This window comes from Xanthomonas sp. NCPPB 2866 (genome assembly GCF_041475745.2).
In the GTDB taxonomy this organism is placed as follows: domain Bacteria; phylum Pseudomonadota; class Gammaproteobacteria; order Xanthomonadales; family Xanthomonadaceae; genus Xanthomonas; species Xanthomonas arboricola.
Genome location: NZ_CM192975.1, coordinates 3,475,051 through 3,493,087, shown reverse-complemented (window position 1 = coordinate 3,493,087; position 18,037 = coordinate 3,475,051). Strand labels below are relative to the sequence as shown.

15 protein-coding genes are annotated in these 18,037 nt (G+C 66.9%); 7 read left to right on the top strand and 8 right to left on the bottom strand.

Features of this window, described 5'->3' with window-relative positions:
* Positions 1-3: 3 nt before the first annotated feature.
* The 3 genes from ACCQ04_RS14950 (at position 4) to ACCQ04_RS14940 (ending at position 2,505) form a co-directional block, all read left to right on the top strand.
* Positions 4-1,185, top strand: coding sequence for a chemotaxis protein CheB (locus tag ACCQ04_RS14950; RefSeq protein WP_054591004.1), 1,182 nt, complete (start codon positions 4-6; stop codon positions 1,183-1,185).
* Between the two features lie 35 nt (positions 1,186-1,220).
* The gene (locus ACCQ04_RS14945; protein ID WP_024940325.1) at positions 1,221-1,697 is read left to right on the top strand and encodes a chemotaxis protein CheW; all 477 of its coding nucleotides are present in this window, start codon (positions 1,221-1,223) and stop codon (positions 1,695-1,697) included.
* Between the two features lie 235 nt (positions 1,698-1,932).
* On the top strand, positions 1,933-2,505 hold the full coding sequence (locus ACCQ04_RS14940; RefSeq protein ID WP_226427295.1) for a GNAT family N-acetyltransferase: 573 nt from the start codon (positions 1,933-1,935) through the stop codon (positions 2,503-2,505).
* Positions 2,506-2,550: 45 nt separating this feature from the next.
* On the opposite strand, the gene ACCQ04_RS14935 is transcribed toward ACCQ04_RS14940, so the two are convergent.
* The 3 genes from ACCQ04_RS14935 to ACCQ04_RS14925 are packed head-to-tail and all read right to left on the bottom strand — an operon-like array spanning position 2,551 to position 6,286.
* Positions 2,551-4,203 (bottom strand): hypothetical protein, encoded by a 1,653-nt coding sequence (locus tag ACCQ04_RS14935; protein ID WP_372358553.1) that lies wholly within the window; start codon positions 4,201-4,203, stop codon positions 2,551-2,553.
* Entirely contained in the window at positions 4,200-4,772 is a 573-nt protein-coding gene (locus tag ACCQ04_RS14930; protein WP_104576486.1) for a sigma-70 family RNA polymerase sigma factor, read from the bottom strand. The genes ACCQ04_RS14935 and ACCQ04_RS14930 overlap by 4 nt, the downstream gene beginning before the upstream one ends.
* 29 nt (positions 4,773-4,801) lie before the next feature.
* Positions 4,802-6,286, bottom strand: coding sequence for a vWA domain-containing protein (locus tag ACCQ04_RS14925; protein WP_372358552.1), 1,485 nt, complete (start codon positions 6,284-6,286; stop codon positions 4,802-4,804).
* Positions 6,287-6,347: 61 nt separating this feature from the next.
* Between ACCQ04_RS14925 and ACCQ04_RS14920 the strand changes: the two genes are divergently transcribed.
* The 3 genes from ACCQ04_RS14920 to ACCQ04_RS14910 all read left to right on the top strand — a co-directional run bounded on the left by ACCQ04_RS14920 (position 6,348) and on the right by ACCQ04_RS14910 (position 8,987).
* Positions 6,348-6,617 (top strand): hypothetical protein, encoded by a 270-nt coding sequence (locus ACCQ04_RS14920; protein ID WP_226427293.1) that lies wholly within the window; start codon positions 6,348-6,350, stop codon positions 6,615-6,617.
* Between the two features lie 577 nt (positions 6,618-7,194).
* On the top strand, positions 7,195-8,259 hold the full coding sequence (locus ACCQ04_RS14915) for a glycosylasparaginase (RefSeq protein WP_024940206.1): 1,065 nt from the start codon (positions 7,195-7,197) through the stop codon (positions 8,257-8,259).
* Complete coding sequence (locus tag ACCQ04_RS14910) at positions 8,256-8,987, top strand: copper homeostasis protein CutC (protein ID WP_065032651.1); 732 nt, start codon at positions 8,256-8,258, stop codon at positions 8,985-8,987. The genes ACCQ04_RS14915 and ACCQ04_RS14910 overlap by 4 nt, the downstream gene beginning before the upstream one ends.
* A 763-nt stretch (positions 8,988-9,750) precedes the next feature.
* Here ACCQ04_RS14910 and ACCQ04_RS14905 read toward each other — a convergent pair.
* Positions 9,751-10,836: a sialidase family protein gene (locus ACCQ04_RS14905; protein ID WP_226427292.1), complete on the bottom strand. Its 1,086-nt coding sequence runs from the start codon at positions 10,834-10,836 to the stop codon at positions 9,751-9,753.
* Between the two features lie 406 nt (positions 10,837-11,242).
* Between ACCQ04_RS14905 and ACCQ04_RS14900 the strand changes: the two genes are divergently transcribed.
* Positions 11,243-11,572, top strand: a complete 330-nt coding sequence (locus tag ACCQ04_RS14900) for a RebB family R body protein (protein ID WP_226427291.1) — start codon at positions 11,243-11,245, stop codon at positions 11,570-11,572.
* Positions 11,573-11,644: 72 nt separating this feature from the next.
* Here ACCQ04_RS14900 and ACCQ04_RS14895 read toward each other — a convergent pair whose 3' ends face one another.
* The 4 genes from ACCQ04_RS14895 to ACCQ04_RS14880 form a co-directional block, all read right to left on the bottom strand.
* Positions 11,645-11,860, bottom strand: coding sequence for a hypothetical protein (locus tag ACCQ04_RS14895; RefSeq protein ID WP_016904393.1), 216 nt, complete (start codon positions 11,858-11,860; stop codon positions 11,645-11,647).
* Positions 11,861-12,179: 319 nt separating this feature from the next.
* Entirely contained in the window at positions 12,180-14,021 is a 1,842-nt protein-coding gene (locus ACCQ04_RS14890) for a glycoside hydrolase family 35 protein (RefSeq protein ID WP_226427290.1), read from the bottom strand.
* A 42-nt stretch (positions 14,022-14,063) separates the two neighbouring features.
* Positions 14,064-16,406: a GH92 family glycosyl hydrolase gene (locus ACCQ04_RS14885; protein ID WP_226427289.1), complete on the bottom strand. Its 2,343-nt coding sequence runs from the start codon at positions 16,404-16,406 to the stop codon at positions 14,064-14,066.
* Positions 16,407-16,539: 133 nt separating this feature from the next.
* The gene (locus tag ACCQ04_RS14880; RefSeq protein WP_226427288.1) at positions 16,540-18,000 is read right to left on the bottom strand and encodes a glycoside hydrolase family 125 protein; all 1,461 of its coding nucleotides are present in this window, start codon (positions 17,998-18,000) and stop codon (positions 16,540-16,542) included.
* Positions 18,001-18,037 lie beyond the last annotated feature (37 nt).

Below are 18,037 nucleotides of genomic sequence, written 5' to 3'. Positions count from 1 at the left end.
GCAATGGGAACTCCGGTCGCCCTGCTGGGCCGGCCCGGGCAGGCGCGCGAGCGCCTGCGTGAAGCGCTCGGCCTGGCCGGCGCCCACGTGGTGCTGGAAGACGAGCCCTCCGCGGTAGACGTGCAGATGCTGCGCGATGCCGAACCGGTGGCGGTGCTGGTCGCGCTGGAGCCGTCGATCGAAGACGCGCTCGAAGCGCTGGAGCCGGCCTTCAACATGCCCGGCGTCACGGTGATCTTCGACGAGGCCGAGCTGACCGTGCGTCGCGAGGGCTGGGAAGCGCAGCGCTGGGTGCGCCATCTGGCCGCCAAGCTGCATGGCCATGCCGACGTACTGCCGCCAGGCACCGAGAGCGAGCCGTCGCTGCAGCCCGAACCGGGCCTGGAACTGGCGCCGCGGCAGCATTCGGACCTGCAGCTGGACCAGCATCTGCAGGCAGCCGCGCATGCGTTCGACAGCGTGCCCGGCGATGCCTTGTTCGCACGGGGCGTGGACACGTCCGAGGCCGCGGCCGACACGCCGGGCCTGACGCTGGGCGATTCCAGTACCTGGGGCCTGGTCGACGAGGTCGCGGTGGTGGTGCGCCCGCGTGCCGAACTCAACATGGACGCGTTGTCGACCGGCGGACTGTCGCTGGTGGAGCTGGATCAGGCCGGTGACACCACCGGTGCGGTGCTGGTACTGGCCGGTATCGGCGGCCCGGATGCGATCCGTCGCCTGCTGTCCGCGCTGCCGCCGGCGTTTCCGCGCGCCGTGCTGGTGCGCATGACCCTGGATGGCGGCCAGTACGGCAACCTGGTGCGGCAGATGGGACGCGTGTCGGCGTTGCCGGTCGAACTGGGCGAAGCCGGCCAGGTGATCGCAGCGGGCAAGGTCTACGTGCTGTCCGACGACATCGGCGTGCAGCAACATGCCGGCGCGCTGGCGTTTGTCGCGCAGGCCGATCCGGCCGGGCTGGTGGCCGCGTTGCCGCCGACCGACAGTGCGGTGCTGATGCTCAGCGGTGCCAACGAGGCGCTGGTCGAGGCCGCGCTGGCGCTGGCCGAGCAGGGCGGCTGGCTGGCCGGTCAATCCGCCGACGGCTGTTACGACCCGGCCGCGGCGGCGCGTCTGGCGCGCCAGGGCATTCTGACCGGCGACCCTGCGCAGCTGGCGCAGGCGTTGGCGCAGCGCTGGCCGGCATAAGCCGGGCGCTTCCTCTCAAGAACGGAACAGGTGCGATGAGCTACGCCAACAATGACGAAATCCGCGGCGTCCTGATCCAGGCCGGCCAGGAGCGCGTGCTGCTGCCCAACGCCACGGTGGCCGAGGTGATGTCGCGGGTGGCGGTCGAGCCGATGGCCGAGATGCCGCGCTGGGTGGTCGGGCGCATCGACTGGTACGGCTGGAAGGTGCCGCTGCTGTCGTTTGCGCGCTTGAGCGGCATGGGCGAGGAGCCTACGGCGGTCAACAACAAGGTGATCGTGCTCAAGGCGCTGGGCGGCAATCCGGTGCTGCCGTATTTCGCCTTGCTCACCGCCTCGTTCCCGCAGCTGATCTCGGTGCCGCGCGACGGCCTGCTGGCCGACGCGTCTGAAGATGCGCTGCCCGACGGCGTGCACATGCGCGTGCTGCTGGGCGAGCAGAGTGCGCTGCTGCCGAACCTGGATGCGATCGAGGCACAGGTTGCGCAGGCGCTTGCGGCGGTTGCCGCCTAAAGCGCCATTGCCGGGCGACGACGCTGCCCAGTTGCGGGCAGTGCCGGGACGAGGATCGGGTAGGGGCCGCGCTGCTCTGACGAGTGCCGCCGCGCTGCGTGCAGTGCATGCCGACACGGCAGATGGCTGGGATGTCTTGCTGCCGTAGGGCAACCGTTTGCGGGGGCGTGATCCGTATGTGTCAGCCTGCTCCACACAACACGCATGACGCGCGCAAGGTGCGCCCGCGGCTGTCATGAGTCTTCCCGTCTTCGCGCCGGTCGAGCACGCCGACGGTGTGCTGCTGTGCGATCTGGCCATCGTCGATCCGGCCGCGATGGCCGATTACCACAGCCGTAATCGCGCGCATCTGGCCGCGGCGATGCCGCTGCGGCCACCGGCGTTCTACACCACCGAGGGCTGGCGCCGGCTGAGCATCGCCTACCGCACCGCGGTGCCGGGCGAGCGCGAGTTGCAACTGGTGTTGCTGCGCGATGCACAGGTGATCGGCACGGTCGGCTTCACCCAGATCCAGCGCGGTGCCTTCCAGGGCTGTCATCTCGGGTATGGCCTGGATGCGCAGCAGCAGGGGCGCGGCCTGATCCAGTGGGCGGCCACGCAGGGCATCGGGTTTGCCTTCGGCCCGCTTGGCCTGCATCGGGTGATGGCGCAATACGTCCCCGACAACCTGCGCACTGCGCGTGTGCTGCAGCGGCTGGGATTCCAGATCGAAGGCTATGCGCGCCGTTATCTGCAATTGAACGGTATCTGGCGCGACCATGTATTGACCAGCAGGTTGCGCGACGACGCTCCGGCGGCGGATGCGTGAGCCCGGTTGCGCAGGCGGGTACAGCGATGCGCGCGGTGCGGTGACCTAGGGCGTGACAGTCAGCGGCTCGACACGCAGCTGGTCGGCTTCGAGCCCTGCATCCTGCAAGACCTCCACCTGTGTCGACCAGCCGCGTTGCCGGAGGCGCGCGCGCAGTCGGCTGGCCCAGTCCTGCACCTCGGGTGCATCGGGTGTGGCGGCCAGGATGCGGATCCGAGCCGGCGCGTGATCGTCGGCAGCGGCGTGGCGCGCAAGCCAGTCGGCCGGGGGCATGGCGCGCTTTATCGGCGCGATGCGCACCGGGGCAGATTTTGCTCGAGACATCCCGGCGTCGACCGCCGTGGTGCTGAAGGCTGGTTGGCTGGTTGGCGGTGTTGCGCGGGCGGCGTCCGTCTGCGCCAACGGCGCATGGAGCACACGCAGCGGTGCAGGCTGGCCTGCGCCAGGCGCGCGTGATTGCAGCGTGCCGTCTGTTGCGCTGATGACGATCTGCGCCTGCTCGGTCGCCGGCATCGAAGCCGGTGCGGGCGAGGGCGGGATGGGGGCAAGTGCCGCAGGCGCGCTGGGCCGGGCACTGGCTGCGAGCGAGCCAGTCACCGACGCATCCTCAGGGAGTGCGACGATCGGGGCTGGAGCTGGTGCAGGCGCCGCGGGTGGCTGGGCGTCGGCTGATTGCAGGTCAGTGCCTGACGTGGGGTCGGCGGCGAGTGCGGAGTCGAATGACGGCGCAGGCGCTACAGGCGCCGCTGCACTGACTGGTTCCGGGGTCAAGGCGGGCGATGGCAGGGGGGACGGCGCTGGCGGCGGGGAGGGCGCTGCCGCGCTCGGGCGCGCTGCGGTTTCGGAGACTTCGGCATCCGCCGGTGCCGGCATCGCAGGCAAAACCAACGCATGCTCTGCGCCGGGATCGAGCTGCTCAGGCGCGCGCCTGGCTTGGTGAACTGTCGACGGTTCGACGACTGACGTCCCGACTGCAGCCGCTGGCGGCGCCTCCGCGGTGGGCTGACTGGCCTGCCACTGCAATCCGATGCCGACCACCAGGGTGATCGATGCAGCGAAGGCCAGCGTCGGCATCCAGCGCGGGCGACGGCTGCTGCGCCGGCGGGCGGCTGCGTTGCCGGCAGGGGCAGGGTTTGAGCTTGCTGTGGCGGCAGCTGCTGCCTGCGCCTGCGATGCATGGGAGGTGGATGCGGATGTGGACGCAAGGTCGGGCGCAGGAAGCGCGCGCGATGCGACTCCAGATGCAACGGCGGCTTCCTCCGCAGATGCCGGTGCCGCCGTGGCCAGCGACGCAGCTGATGCTGCGGCCACGTCTGCGGTCGGACGCAGCTCTGCCGTATCGGCGTGTGGCGGTTGCGCGGCGATCCACGCACGCGCGGACTCGCTCAGATTCGTCGTCCCGGCCTGATCGATAGGTTGGCCCTGTGCCAGACGCGCCTGCACGGCAGCACGCCGTACGGCCTGCGCCTGCTCCGCCTGCGCGGCGGCCGCCGCAAACATCGCCGCCATCGTGGCGGGTGCTTCGAACTGCAAGGTGTCCTGCGTTGGATGCACTGCCGCACGTTCGGCATCGGCGTTGCGTGCGGCCTGTGCGAACCACGCCTGCATCGACGCCGGCGGCGTATGCGCCGGCAGTGCACGCAGCAGTGCGGCAAGGCCATCGCTGCCGGCGACAAACCGTTCGAAGGACTGGCTCATCGGGTCGCGTCCAGGCTCAGGCGCAACTTTGCGAATGCATAGCGCAGCCGGCTCTTGACGGTCTCGAAACCTTCGCCGATCACCTGGGCGATTTCGTCGACGCCGAGCTCGGCAAAAAAGCGCAGCACCACCACTTCGCGTTGTGCGTCGGGCAATGCCATCACCGCAGCGCGCACGCGATGGTGTTGCTGGCCGAGCATGGCGAGCTGCTCGGTGGACAGGTCGTCATCGGGCAGTTGCAGATGGGCGTCGTCCAGCGCCACCGAGGTGCTGTGAGAAGCGCTGCGCCGGGTGTCGATCCAGCCGTTTCGCGCGATCTGGAACAGAAAACTGGTGAAGGCGGCCTGCCCGGGGCGGTAGTCGCTGCAGCGGGTCATCAGCTTGACCCAGGTCTTCTGCGCGAGGTCTTCGGCTTCGCTCAGGTTGCCTTCGCACAACCAGGCCAGGAAGTTGAACAGCGCGCGGTTGTGACGCGTGAACAACTCGGTGGCCGGCTGTTCGACAAAGCCATTGGCGACAAGGAGCATGAGCTCCTCGTCGGGAAGATGCGCAAGGTCGGCAGGTTGCATGCGCGCAGTATAGGCAGGTGCCGCGCGCATCAGTCGGTGGTTGCGATTGGCCGGCTACTCAGTGCGTCGGCCTGCTGCACCAGCTGCAGGAAATCGGCGCGGTAGCCGAAGCGGTCGCTGCCCAGGCTGGCCGCGGCCAGGGCACGCACCTGCGGATAATCCCAGCCGTGCAGCTGACTGCCGCCGCGCAGGCGCTGGCCAAACCCGGCCACTGCGGCGGAAAAGCGGAAGGCATCGCTGGTGGCGTTCAAGGCCCGGCGCTGATTGCTGCGGACCACCGTGTCGAGCAACTGGCTGCGTTGTGCATCGGGCAGCTTGTAGCGCAGTTTGACGTGCGCCAGTTCGTTGTCGATTGCACGCACTTTTCGAGGTGTGGCGGTGTTGGCATAACGCAGGGGGTCCACCGATGCGTGGCCATCGGTCGGGGTGATTTCATACAGCGCGGTGACGGTGTGGCCGGCGCCGATCTCGCCTGCATCGACCTGGTCGTTGTTGAAGTCCTCGCGTTGCAGTGCGCGGTTTTCATAGCCGATCAGGCGATATTCCTTGACCGTGTCCGGATTGAATTCGACCTGGATCTTGACGTCGCGCGCGATCGTGGCCAGCGTGGCGCCGAGCTCATGGGTCAGTACCTTGCGTGCTTCCAGCGACGAGTCGATGTAGGCGTAGGCACCGTCGCCGGCATCGGCCAGCTGTTCCATCAGCGTGTCGTTGTAATTGCCGGTGCCGAAGCCGAGCGTGGACAGCGCCACGCCGGAGCGCCGCTTTTCGGCGACCATGCCCTTGAGCTGATCGAAGTCGGTGACCCCGACATTGAAGTCGCCATCGGTGGCGAGCAGGATGCGGTTGATGCCGCCGCGCAGATAGGCTTGCTGGGCAGCCCTGTAGGCCAGTTCGATGCCGCTGGCGCCGGCGGTGGATCCGGCCGATTGCAGGCTGTCGATGGCTTCGATGATGCGGCCCTGCTGGTCGCCGGGCGTGGGCGGCAGCACGACTGCGGTGTTGCCGGCATAGGTCACCAGGGTGATGCGATCTTTCGCCCGCAACTGCCGCACCAGCAGCTTGAGCGAGGATTGCAGCAGCGGCAGTTTGTCGGGCGAGTCCATCGAGCCGGAGACATCGACCAGAAACACCAGGTTGGCCGGCGGCAGACCGGCGCTGGCGATGTCGCGGCCGGCAATGCCGACGCGCAGCAGCAGGCTGTCGTTGTTCCAGGGCGTGGGCGCCAGTTCGGCGCTCACGGCGAACGGTTGGCCGTTGGTGGGTGCGGGGTCGTCGTAGCGGAAGTAGTTGATCAGCTCTTCCACACGCACGGCGTCCACCGGCGGTAGCGTGCCTGCGCTCAGGAAGCGCCGCACATTGCTATAGCTGCCGGTGTCCACGTCGATGCTGAAGGTGGACACCGGATTCGCCGCAGTCTGCACGATCGGGTTGTCGCGCAGCGTTTGATACGTTTCGCGGTCTTCGGCCGGTGCCGGCAGGAGCGGCGGCATCGGCATGCGGTTGTCGAGCATTGGGCGTTGTGCGACCCACTTAGCGCTTGGCGCCCGCTGTGCAACCGAGGCCTCAAGTGCGATGGGCGCTGCTGGCATCGGCATCGGCATCAGCATCGGCATTGCGGATGGCGATGGTGCCGGTGGTGGACTCGGCACAGACGGCGGCTGCATGGGGTGGGCGAGGGCAGGCGCTGCGAGACTGCCCTCGATCTGCGCGGGTGTCGAAGCGGTGGATGGCGATGGCTGCGCGGTTGCAGGCAGCACGGTGGTGCGCGAACTGTCGCTGTTCGGCTGGGTCGGCTCGTGCGAGCAGGCGCTCAGCAGCAAGGCGAGCGCAAGAAGGCTGTGACGGGGCATGGGAATCCTTTGCGTGGCGAAAAGGGATGGGTGAACAACGGACCGTCCGAGGTCGCCGTGCACTGCGCCTCTGTTGAGTAAACGGACCAGTGCGGCAAACGGGGTTAACTGGGTTGAAGATTTTTCGATCGCCGGTGAGTGCTGCTGTGCAGTGCTCGCTGGGGATGGCTGGGCGACTGGCATCACTTGTCTACGTACGCTCACCCCAACCCCTCTTCCATTAGAGAGGGGCTTGATGCTTCCCTTCTCCCATTGGAAGGAGGTGGCGCCTAGCGCCGGATGAGGGCACGGCGGTGCAGGGCGGTGCCGTTCGCCCCGTACCCTCACCCCGACCTCCGCTCTGCGTCCCGGCCCTCGCCAGCAGCGCGGGCGCTCCAAGGCCCGCGCGCAAGCCGTGCCTTCTCGCCGCTGTGGGACAGGGGCTTTACAGTCATTGCTGCGCGTTATGCGCGAATCCGCACTGCTGGGCGCCGCAAGGCGGTTTATCCGCGCGCGGTGCTGCCGCATGATGGAAGGCTATGGCCGCGCACTGCGGTTGCCTGTCTTCTTCCTGCATGGAGTTCGCCCGGATGATCCAACGTCGTCACTTCCTCAAGAGCGCCACGCTTGGTGCGATCGCTTCCGGCCTGGCCGGGTGGGGCGCACGTGCGCAGGCTGCCGCCGGTGCCGGCACGGCCGGACGCGTTACCGCGCTGCCGCGCGGCGCGGCGCGGGTGATTTCCACCTGGGATTTCGGCATTGCCGCCAATCAGGCGGCCTGGAAAATCCTTGGCAGCGGCGGTATCGCACTGGATGCGGTGGAAGCCGGCGTGCGCGTGCCGGAAGCAGACCCGAGTAATCCGACTGTTGGCTTGGGTGGCTATCCGGACCGCGATGGCCGGGTGACGCTGGACGCCTGCATCATGGATCACCTGGGCAATTGCGGCTCGGTTGCTTCACTGGAAGATGTGGTGCATGCGATTTCGGTGGCGCGCGCGGTGATGGAAAAAACCCCGCATGTGATGCTGGTCGGCGATGGCGCGCGGCAGTTCGCGCTGGAGCAGGGATTTCCGCAGACCAAGCTGCTCACGCCCAGCTCGGAAGCGGCGTGGAAAGAGTGGTTGAAGACCTCGAAATATTCGCCGGAAGCCAATATCGAAAACCGTGCCTGGCGCGATGCAAAGTTGCCAGGCGGCAAGGACAATCACGACACCATCGGCATGCTGGCGCTGGATGCGCACGGCAACCTGTCCGGCGCGTGCACCACCAGCGGCATGGCGTGGAAGATGCACGGTCGGGTCGGCGACAGCCCGATCATCGGCGCGGGGTTGTACGTGGACAACGAGGTGGGCGGTGCGACCTCGACCGGCGTCGGCGAAGAGGTGATCCGCAATGTCGGCAGTTTTGCGGTGGTGGAAATGATGCGCCAGGGCAAGTCGCCGGCCGATGCCTGCCGCGAGGTGGTGATGCGGCTGATCCGGCGCAAGCCCGAACTCACCCGCACCTTGCAGGTAGGATTTCTGGCGATGAACAAGCGCGGCGAGGTGGGGGCGTTCGCGATCCAGAAGGGTTTCAGTTACGCGGTCTGCGATGCGCAGCGGCAGGATCTGCTGGTGCCCGGTGAAAGCCACTACACCACCGAGCCTGCAGCATGAGTGGGTTGGGGCTGGAAGTGGCCGCCGATTCGGTGGGGTCGGCATTGGCGGCGCAGGAAGGCGGTGCGATGCGGGTCGAACTCTGCGGGGGCCTGGATGGCGGCGGGCTGACGCCATCGTTCGGCACGCTGGCAGTGGTGCGTGAGCGATTGCAGATTCCGCTATACGTATTGATCCGTCCGCGCGTGGGCGACTTCGTCTTCGACGCGGCGGAGGTCGAGGTGATGCGGCGCGATGTGGAGCAATGCGTGCGGCTGGGCTGCGATGGCGTGGTGCTAGGCGCGCTGGATCCGCACGGGCAGGTCGACATGGGCACGATGCGGGTGTTGATCGCCGCAGCCGGTTCGCTGGGCGTGACCTTTCATCGTGCGATCGATGTCAGTGCCGATCCGTCGCGCGCGCTGGAAGATGCAATCACGCTGGGTTGCGAGCGCGTGCTGACCTCCGGTGCGCGTGCGAGCGCGCTTGAAGGTGTCGACACCATTGCCGCATTGGTGCGGCAGGCGGGCGACCGCATCAGCATCATGCCGGGTGCGGGCGTGTCCGAAAGCAATGTGCGTGCGCTGCGCGCCAACACCGGCGCGCGAGAGTTCCATGCCTCCTCACGTGGGCCGGTTGCGGCGCAGGTGCATGCGCCGCACGCGTACATCTCCGATCTGGGCGGCGACTACCAGCGTACCGATGTGGCGCGTGTGCGGCAGATCGTGGGGGTGTTGCAGGAGCTGTGAGGCGCTGTGTGCCGATTGTGGAGCACGCGAGCTGGGACCTTTTTGCACGCTGTGGCTGGTCAATTTAGGTGAAGCGAAGACGTGTCATGTGAGCTGTAGCTTGGCTGCCGGGTCCTTGCCCGCCCACCATCGCGGGACACGCCGCAAGTACGTCCTTGTAGGCTCTTACGCGGCATCCATGCCGCGTAAGGTCCCGCGACGGTGGGCGGGCAAGGACTTGCCGAGATGGTCGGTATGCATGGACAAGAGCAGGAGCGGCGGTCGGCGAGTTGCTTGTGTGCACGACCACCAAGCTTTGCTGCGTTGAAACGGCGGCAAAGCTCTTGTGTTGAGCTCAGACGGGCACTGTGTAAGAAGCGGGGGAAAAGCATCTGATCTGGTGCTTCGTTGCAGGGCCCTTGCCCGCCCACCCTCGCGGGACACGCCGCAAGTACGTCCTTGTAGGCTCTTACGCGGCATCCATGCCGCGTAAGGTCCCGCGCCGGTAGGCGGACAAGGACCTGTCTCGATGGTCGGTACGCATGGCTTTCAATAAAACAGCCAACAACTTCTCTGGTGCGGTGTCCTCGCCGCTTGCGGGACCGTGTGGCGGCATGGATGCCGCCACCGAGCCCCCAGGGACGGGTTTACGGCGTGTCCCGCGAGCGGCGAGGGCACCGCGCGCTCGACTGAATTAGGCCTGTGTCTTGCGCATTTCGCGGCGTGTCCCGCGAGCGGCAAGGACACCGTGCGCTTGGCTTACTTCCGGACAAAGCAGAAGTGACTATGGCATCGTGCCATCTGCATTGCCGCCGAGCCTCACCGGATCGATCACGACATGCTTGATGCGTTGGCGCTTCCAGGTGTAGCTGATATGGACCAGGCCATCGCGGGTCTGGATCACCGCCGGATAGGAGAACTCGTCTTTTGCGCTGTTTTCCAGCGTGAGGGCGCGTTGCCAATGCACACCGTCGGTCGATAGCGCCACCGCAAGTGTGCCGCGACCATCCCACCAGTCCTTGCCGGCGATACCGGGGTTGTAGACCAGCAGGGCGCGGCCGTCGCGCAGCATCACCGCGTCGGTGCCGGAGTTGGGGTTCTCCACATCCAGCAACTGCATCGGTTGCCAATGCAGGCCGCCATCCTGCGAGAAGGTACTGAACAACTTGTTCTGCTGGCTGCGCCCGAGCACCTGCACGCGCCCGTCTGCGTGCAGCAATACGCTGGGCTGGATCGCACCGATCACACTCGGGTCGTTGAGCGGCATGCCGCGCTGCCAGTGCGCGCCGTCGTCGTCGCTCCATTCCAGATGCGCGCGCCAGCCGCGGTCTTCGCTGCTGCTGGGCGCAAGGATGCGTCCATTCGGCAATTGCACCGGCTTGTTCTTGATCGGGCCAAGAATGCCGTCGGGCAGGCGCTGCGACGGCGACCAGTGCGCACCGTCATCATTTGAGGTGGTGCGCAGGCCCCACCAATCGCGCGGATTCGGGCCGAGCTTGTAGTACAGCTGCACCGGCCCGGTGCCGGACTGGAACAGCACCGGATTCCAGGCCGGCAGCGCGGCGCCATTGGTGCCTGCGTGCGCGCCATCGGCGATGCGTCGCGGCGGCTGCCAGTGCTGCGCGCCGCGTTGTGCGAGCCAGATACCGACATCGGCCGCTCCCTCGTGCGCGCCGCCGAACCAGGCCGCCAGCAGCGTGCCGTCGCGGGTTTCCAGCAGCGTGGAGGCGTGCGCCTGTGGCGTCGGCGCCGGGTCGGCGATGAATTCGCTGAGCACAATGGGGGAGGGCGGCGGCGTGCGCGCTTCGACCTGGGCTGCGAAGGCGGCGAGGCTTACGACAAGGCAGTTCAGCAGCGGTGACGGGAGCATCGTGGTGAAGTCCTGTGCGGATTTTTAAAGATACCTATTTATTATCTATTAAATACCATGTTCCCCGGTCATCCCAGGCGGTCGTGGTCACCGACCACGGCGAGGCGCGGCGATGTCATGGCACCCGCTCTCCCCATTGCGCTGGCTGGCCGCACTCGGCCTGACCGCCTTGACCCTGCACACCGCCATGACGCAGAACTTTGCTGCGCCTGCGACGTCCGTCGCGAAGCGGCGTTGCGAGGATTCAGTCGTACGCGAGCAGGCCGTTATCGAGATGACACGGTGTGCGGTGTGCCTGGCGCTTGGTCGGCGCACCGCAACGCGGTAACCGGTGCGACCGGCTTCAGTGCCGATTGGCGTGCAACAACGCGCAGCGCCGTGTATCCGTCCACTCAGGAGCACACGTATGGCTTTTCCAACATCAGTCAACGACCAGATCACCGATGCTGTCACGCAGTCCAACGTCAAGGTCATTGGCGAGGCGCCTGCAATGGCGACGAGCACGGTGTACCAGAGCATGGCGCATTCGAGCGGCATCCTGTTTCAGAACGCGGTATCGGTGCAACAGCAGCAAAACACGCTGTCGCAGGCCGCCACCAACCAGGGCGTGATGCAGATCTACAGCCTTGATACGACCGCCTCGGCGGCGGATGTCGAGAAGATCGCGCAGGCGGGCATCGCCGACAATCTGACCAGTCTGCTCACCGTGCTCAATGCGTTCAACACCAGCAAATAATGGCGGCTGGCGACAGCGGCAGTGCTGTCGCCAATGTTGCTATTGCCATTGCTGACGCGAGCGTCGTCGCACTCAGGCCGCGTCGTCGTCGCGCGCCTGCGGCGGCAACAGGATCTGCGGCTGCTTGGCCGAGTGGGTCTGGCACAGGAAGGTCATCAGGTGCGCCGCTTCGGTGCTGCCGATCGGCTGGCTGGGCGCGGGCTTGCTGTGAACGTGTTCGGCGAAGGCGTGCTGGGTCTGCTCCGGAACCGCGGAGACAGGGTCTTGCGTAACGGTGGACGACGACATGAAACGCTCCTGGAACTCACGATCTGACCGTCGCCCGATAGGACGACGGGAATGCGCCACTGCCTTCCACAACGGCGTGAGCCGGTGATCTTGCCTGGAATGCGATCGGTCCGATACCGCAATTGGTAGCAGACGCTGCGCGGGCAGCGGACCTCCAGATAGCGGCGGGCGCGCGGCGGTCTGAAGGGGCGTCGCTCCGGGGGCGCCCGGCGGGTTGCCTGGCGGTTGGGTTGGGCGTCGACGGGGGATGGGCGTGCGGCCTGCGATCGCCGTCCCGGACAGGTGCGCAATCGCCAACGGCCCGCCACCCGCGTGCCGGTTACTCCTTCGGCGTGATCCACACCTGCTGCTGCAGGCCGCGCACGCCGGGCTTGGCGGTGCTGTCCAGGTCGAACACCACCACGGCGTTGTCGCCCTTGCGCTGGAACGGCGCGGGGAAATACAGCGCAGTCTGGGGGCCGATGGACCAGTGCCGGCCGAGATTCACGCCGTTGGCCCAGGCCACGCCCTTGCCGAAGGCGCGCATGTCCAGATAGGTGTCGGTCGGTGTGCCGATGCGCAGCGTGCCGCGATGGAAGGCCGGGCCTGCGACGGGGGTGCGGGTCCAGCCGCGGATGCTGTCGGGCGAGCGCATCGGCAGCGGGAAGGCCTGCCAGCCGGTGAGCTGCTGGTTGTCCAGCAGCACCGGGTCGACCAGCCCGGCGCGGCCGTCGGCCATGCGCGGGCCGTAGTTGATGCGGCCGCTGTTTTCGACCAGCACATCCAGCGTGTGCTGGCCGGCCGGAATATCCACATCGGTGGAGACCTGCTGCAGCCGGCGCTCGACACTCCCGACCGGCTTCTGGTCGACGTATACCCGCGCCACATCGCGCACCTCGCCCAGGTACAGCGGCCCCTTGCGCGGGCCGGTGACGGTGGTGCGGTAGAGGATGTAGCCATAGTCCTGGCCGAAGTGCTCCATCGGCTGCGGGGTGTCGATGGCGATCGGGGCGGGCAGGTTGTCCCACAGCGAGGCGGATTCGCGCAGCGGCGTCTCCGGCAGCGCCGCGATCGCGATCGGCTTGGGCAGCGCGGGCGGCTGTACGCCGGTGACGCGGGCGATGGCGTCGCGCATCAGCGCGAACTTGGGGGTGGGGCGGCCGGCTTCGTCGAGGATGGCGTCGTAGTCGTAGCTGGTGGTCTGCGGGGCGTAATGGTCGCTGGGATTACCCTGGAAATTGGCACCATTCATGAAGCCAAAACTGGTGCCGCCGATGAACATGTAGAGGTTGGCCGAATGCCCCTGGCGCAGGATCCACTCCAGTTCTTCGGTCTGTTGTTTGGCGTTGGTGCTGGCGTGCGGCTTGCCCCAGTGGTCGAACCAGCCGGCCCAATATTCGCCGACCATGCGCGGTTGGTCAGGGCGGAACTTGATCAGTTTGTCGAACGCGCTTTTGGCCTCGCCGGGGGCGAAGTTCACCACCGCCAGGGTGTCCGGCAAGGTGCCGTTGGCGAGCATGTCGGCGCCGTCGGAGGTGAACAGCAAGGCGTCGTCGAAGCCGGCCTTGACGTACATGGCGCGGTTGTCGGCCATGTAGGCATGGTCGTCGTCGTAGGAGCCGTATTCGTTCTCGACCTGCACGGCGATGATCGGCCCGCCGTTGTGATTGAGCAGCGGACGCACCTGTTGGGACACGGTATCCAGATAGGCCTGGCTGGCGGCGAGGAAGCGCGGGTCGCGGCTGCGCACACGGATGTTGTCCTTGCCGAACAACCAGGCGGGGTAGCCGCCGGCTTCCCACTCGGCGCAGGTGTAGGGGCCGGGCCGCAGGATCACGTTGAGGCCTTGCGCGGCGGCCTCGCGTACGAACGCGGCCACGTCGTTGTTGCCGGTGAAGTCGAACCGGCCCTGCTGCGGCTCGACCAGGTTCCAGAACACGTAGGTCTCCACCGTGTTCAAGCCCAGTGCGCGCGCCTTCTGCAGGCGGTCCTTCCAGTAGTCACGCGGGATGCGCTGGAAATGGATGGCGCCGGAGAGCAGTTGATACGGCTTGCCGTCGCGCACGAACTGCGTGCCCTGGGTGCCGAAGCTGGGCCAGCTGTGGGTGTCGGCGGCACTGGCGGCGACGGGAAGCGCTAGCGCGAGGGCCAGGACGAAGGGGCTGAGGGTGCTGCGCAACATGGGCGATTCTCGGCGGTAACGAGTGACGAGTAAGGACAAACATCAAGCAAACGAAGGCGGCAGATCCCCCTTGTTCGCGCCGAAGGCGAGGTTCGGTTTGGCACCCATGGTGAATTCCAGCGTGCCGCCAGCGGCCAGGTCGGCATGCCGCATCCAGCTGCGGTTGGTCGGTTTGCCGTTCCAGCTCAGCGCCTGCACATACACGTTCTGCGCGCTGCTGTTGTTGGCGACAATGCGCAGCGTGCGGCCGTTGCCGACATCGAGTTCTGCGCGCTTGAACAGCGGGCTGCCGAGGACGTAGTTGCCGCTGACCGGGTCCACCGCATACAGCCCGAGCGCACTGAGCACGAACCAGGCGCTCATCTGCCCGCAGTCCTCGTTGCCGGACAGGCCATTGCGCGCGTCGTGGTACTGCTCGCGCAACAGCCGGCGCACCATCGCCTGGGTCTTGTAAGGCTGGCCGGCGTAAGCAAACAGATACGCGACGTGGTGGCTTGGCTCGTTGCCGTGCGCGTACTGGCCGACCAGGCCGTCGATATCCGGCGGCGCATCGGCGGGCAGTTCGGAGCTGGTGGAAAACAGCTCGTCGAGCTTGGCGACGAAGCCGTCGCGGCCGCCGTACAGGTCCATGTAGCCGTACAGATCGTGCTGATTGAGGAAGCTGGCCTGCCAGGCGTTGGATTCGGTGAAGTCGCGCCATTTGTTGATATGGCCCATGCCGCGCGGGTCGAACGGCGTGGCCCAGCTACCGTCTTCCAGACGCGCCTGCACGAAGCCGCTGTCGCGATTGAACACATTGCGGTAATTGCGCGAGCGCTCGCGCAGTGCGCGTGCATCGTCGGTGGCACCGGCGGCCTGCGCCAGATGCGCGCAGGCCCAGTCGTCGTAGGCGTATTCCAGCGTGCGGCTGACCGCTTCGTCCACCTTGTCGGCGGGGATATAGCCGAGCTTGCGGTAGTACGCCAGGCCATGGGTGGTGTCGTCCATGGCGCGCTTGCGGTAGGCCGGCCAGGCGGCGGTGTAGTCGATGCCGGTGAAGCCCTTGGCATGCGCCTCGGCCAGCACCACCGCCGAGTGGTAGCCGATCATGCAGCCGGTTTCCACACCTTGCAGCGGCCAGATGCCCACGCCGTCCGGGCATTCGTTGGCGCCGCGCACCAGGCATTGCAGCAGGTCCGGTACGCGCTCGGGTTGCACCAGGGTGAGCAGCGGATGCGCGGCACGGTAGGTGTCCCACAGCGAGTAGGTGCTGTAGTTGTGATAGCCCTTGGGGGCGGTGTGGATCTGCAGGTCCATGCCGCGGTAGCGGCCATCCACATCGCTGAAAAGGGTGGGCGCGAGCAGGCTGTGATACAGGCCGGTGTAGAAGATGCGGCGTTGCGCGTCGTCATCGCTGTCGATGCGTACGCGTGCCAGTTCCTTTTCCCAGGCGGCCACGGCTTGCGCATGCACGCGGGCGAAGTCGAAGTCGGGCAGTTCCGCATCCAGGTTGGCCAGCGCATTGTCGGCGCTAACCGCGGAGATGCCGACCTTGATCAGCAGCGGTGCGTCTGAGGCATCTGGGTAGTGCAGGGCGGCCTTGAGGTGCACGCCGTCCACGTTGCGCGTGCCTGCGGCCAGCGGCTGGTCTTCGTTGTACAGCTGCACCTGCTTGAACGGCCGCGACAGCCGCATCGCGAAATAGATGTAGCGCCCCTGCGCCCATTGATAGACGCGCCGGCCACCGGTGAGCGTGCGGTCGTCGACCACGCGCAGTTGCGCGTCGGTGATGCGGGTGGGGATGCCGGGTTTGTCCTGCATGCCGTGGCATAGATCCAGCAGCACATGCGCCGGCTTGCCCTTGGGGAAGTGGTAGCGGTGCAGGCCGGCGCGTGCGGTGGCGGTGAGTTCAGCATGTACGCCGCTGTCCTTGAGCCGCACGCGGTAATAGCCGGGCGAGGCGGCTTCGTCGGCATGGTCGTAGCGCGAGCGGTAACCGCTGTCCGGTGCGTCGAGTGCGCCTGGTACCAGTTTCACTTCGCCGGTGGCGGGCACCAGCAGAAAATCCAGCATGTCGCCGATGCCGGTGCCGGACAGGTGCGTGTGCGAGAAGCCCATGATCGAGCCGTCGGACTCGTGATAGCCGGAGCACGAATCCCACACCGCGTTGTAGGTGTCCGGGCTCAGCTGCACCATGCCGAACGGCAGGGTCGCACCGGGAAAGGTGTGGCCATGGCCGCCGGTGCCGATGAACACATCGACGTGGCGGGTGAGCTCGGCGCGGGTGCGCGCATCGGCCGGCAGTGCATAGTTGCCGGCGCGTGCGCGTGCAAGCCCGGAGAGGCCGGCGCTGCCGAACAGTGCCGCCGCGATGGCGCCTTGGAGAAAACCGCGTCGTGTTGCCATGGTGATGTGCTCTTGGATGTCACGAAGTGGGGCGGGCCGTACCCTCATCCGCCCTTCGGGCACCTTCTCCCGGCGGGAGAAGGGAAGATCAAGCTCTGCAGTTCCACGTTGGAAGGGCGGGCCCTTCGCAAAATCAGGCGCTGCGCAGCAGCTGGGGTTTGCGTTGGTGCAGGTCGATGATCAGTTCGCCGAACAAGGTGTTGGCCCAAGCGAACCAGTCGCGGGTGAAGCTGCTCGGGTTGTCCTTGTCGAAGGCCTCGTGCATGAAGCCGGTGCTGGCATGGGTGGTCTTGAGCCACTGCAGGCATTGGCGCAGTTGTGCGTCGTCGTCGCTGACCAGCGCGTACTGGATGATCGACATCGGCCAGATCGTACCCATGCCGCTGTGCGGGCTGCCGACGCCTTCGGCCGCGCTGCCGCGCGAGAAATACGGGTTGCGTTCGCTCCAGGCCAGCTGGCGCGTGCGCAGGAATACCGGGTCGGCGCGGTCGCAGCAGCCCAGGTAGGCCAGGCTGAGCAGGCCGGGGGCATTGGCGTCGTCGATAAACAACTGGTTGCCGTAACCGTCCACTTCGAATGCCCAGTAGGCCTGCCCATCGGCGTCGCGTTGCTGGCCGAACTTGCGTGTCGCCGCTTCCACTTCGTCGGCCAGCGCGGTGCAGTCGGCGGCGAACGCGGCATCGCGATGCAGGGCCGTGCTCATCGTCGCCAGCTGGCGCAGCGAGGCCACCGCGAACAGGTTGGCCGGCACGAACAACGGATACACGCAGGCATCGTCGGAGGGGCGGAACATCGAGTGGATCATGCCGTTGGGCCGGGTCGGCTGGCCGTAGCCTTCCAGCACCAGGGTCTCGGTCGCCAACGGCGAGGGGCGCTGGAACACGTAGGGGCCGCGGTTGTCCTTGCGCTGCTGCTCGCGGAAGGTTCTGACCACCACCTGCATCGCCGCGCGCCAGTCGTCGTCGAACGGGGCGGCATCGCCGGTGGCGCGCCAGTATTCGTGCGCGATGCGGATCGGGTAGCACAGCGAATCGATTTCCCACTTGCGCTCGCCCACGCCGGGCTTCATCTCGGTGATGTCGTTGAGCGACCACTTCAGGCGCTGGGTCTGGCCATCGGGCAGGAAGGCGTTGGCGTACGGGTCCAGCCGGATGCAGGCGGCCTGGCGCTGGATCAGGCCATGGAACATGCGCCGTAAGGCAGGGTCGCGCCTGGCCAGCGGCACATACGGGTGCACCTGGGCGGAGGAGTCGCGCAGCCACATCGCATGGATGTCGCCGGTGATGACGAAGGTGTCCGGCTTGCCGTTGCGGGTGCCGGTTTCCACCGTGGTATCCAGCGTGTTGGGGTAGCAGTTTTCGAACAGCCAGGCCAATTCGGGATCGGCGATGCGCGCCTTGATCTGCACGATCTGCTGCTCGACCGCCTTGCTGACGAAGCGGCGCTGCGCCTTGGGCGGGCGCTTGCTGACGAAGTTGCCGGCAGCCGTGGAGGTGCCGGCAACGGGGGCGGCGAAGGCGGGCAATGCGCCGGCGAGCAGGCCGGCGCCCGCGCTGGCGCCCAGCAACTGGAGGATGTCGCGGCGGGTGTGCATGACCTGGAGCTCCCTGGGATTTCAGCAAGCGGTCGAC

Coding starts and splice junctions, on each gene's coding strand:
- ACCQ04_RS14940 (WP_226427295.1), top strand. CDS start 1,933: ATGAGTCTTCCCGTCTTCGCGCCGGTCGAGCACGCCGACGGTGTGCTG.
- ACCQ04_RS14915 (WP_024940206.1), top strand. CDS start 7,195: ATGATCCAACGTCGTCACTTCCTCAAGAGCGCCACGCTTGGTGCGATC.
- ACCQ04_RS14900 (WP_226427291.1), top strand. CDS start 11,243: ATGGCTTTTCCAACATCAGTCAACGACCAGATCACCGATGCTGTCACG.
- ACCQ04_RS14950 (WP_054591004.1), top strand. CDS start 4: ATGGGAACTCCGGTCGCCCTGCTGGGCCGGCCCGGGCAGGCGCGCGAG.
- ACCQ04_RS14930 (WP_104576486.1), bottom strand. CDS start 4,772: ATGCAACCTGCCGACCTTGCGCATCTTCCCGACGAGGAGCTCATGCTC.
- ACCQ04_RS14885 (WP_226427289.1), bottom strand. CDS start 16,406: ATGGCAACACGACGCGGTTTTCTCCAAGGCGCCATCGCGGCGGCACTG.
- ACCQ04_RS14910 (WP_065032651.1), top strand. CDS start 8,256: ATGAGTGGGTTGGGGCTGGAAGTGGCCGCCGATTCGGTGGGGTCGGCA.
- ACCQ04_RS14890 (WP_226427290.1), bottom strand. CDS start 14,021: ATGTTGCGCAGCACCCTCAGCCCCTTCGTCCTGGCCCTCGCGCTAGCG.
- ACCQ04_RS14935 (WP_372358553.1), bottom strand. CDS start 4,203: ATGAGCCAGTCCTTCGAACGGTTTGTCGCCGGCAGCGATGGCCTTGCC.
- ACCQ04_RS14880 (WP_226427288.1), bottom strand. CDS start 18,000: ATGCACACCCGCCGCGACATCCTCCAGTTGCTGGGCGCCAGCGCGGGC.
- ACCQ04_RS14945 (WP_024940325.1), top strand. CDS start 1,221: ATGAGCTACGCCAACAATGACGAAATCCGCGGCGTCCTGATCCAGGCC.
- ACCQ04_RS14925 (WP_372358552.1), bottom strand. CDS start 6,286: ATGCTCGACAACCGCATGCCGATGCCGCCGCTCCTGCCGGCACCGGCC.
- ACCQ04_RS14920 (WP_226427293.1), top strand. CDS start 6,348: ATGGGCGCTGCTGGCATCGGCATCGGCATCAGCATCGGCATTGCGGAT.
- ACCQ04_RS14905 (WP_226427292.1), bottom strand. CDS start 10,836: ATGCTCCCGTCACCGCTGCTGAACTGCCTTGTCGTAAGCCTCGCCGCC.
- ACCQ04_RS14895 (WP_016904393.1), bottom strand. CDS start 11,860: ATGTCGTCGTCCACCGTTACGCAAGACCCTGTCTCCGCGGTTCCGGAG.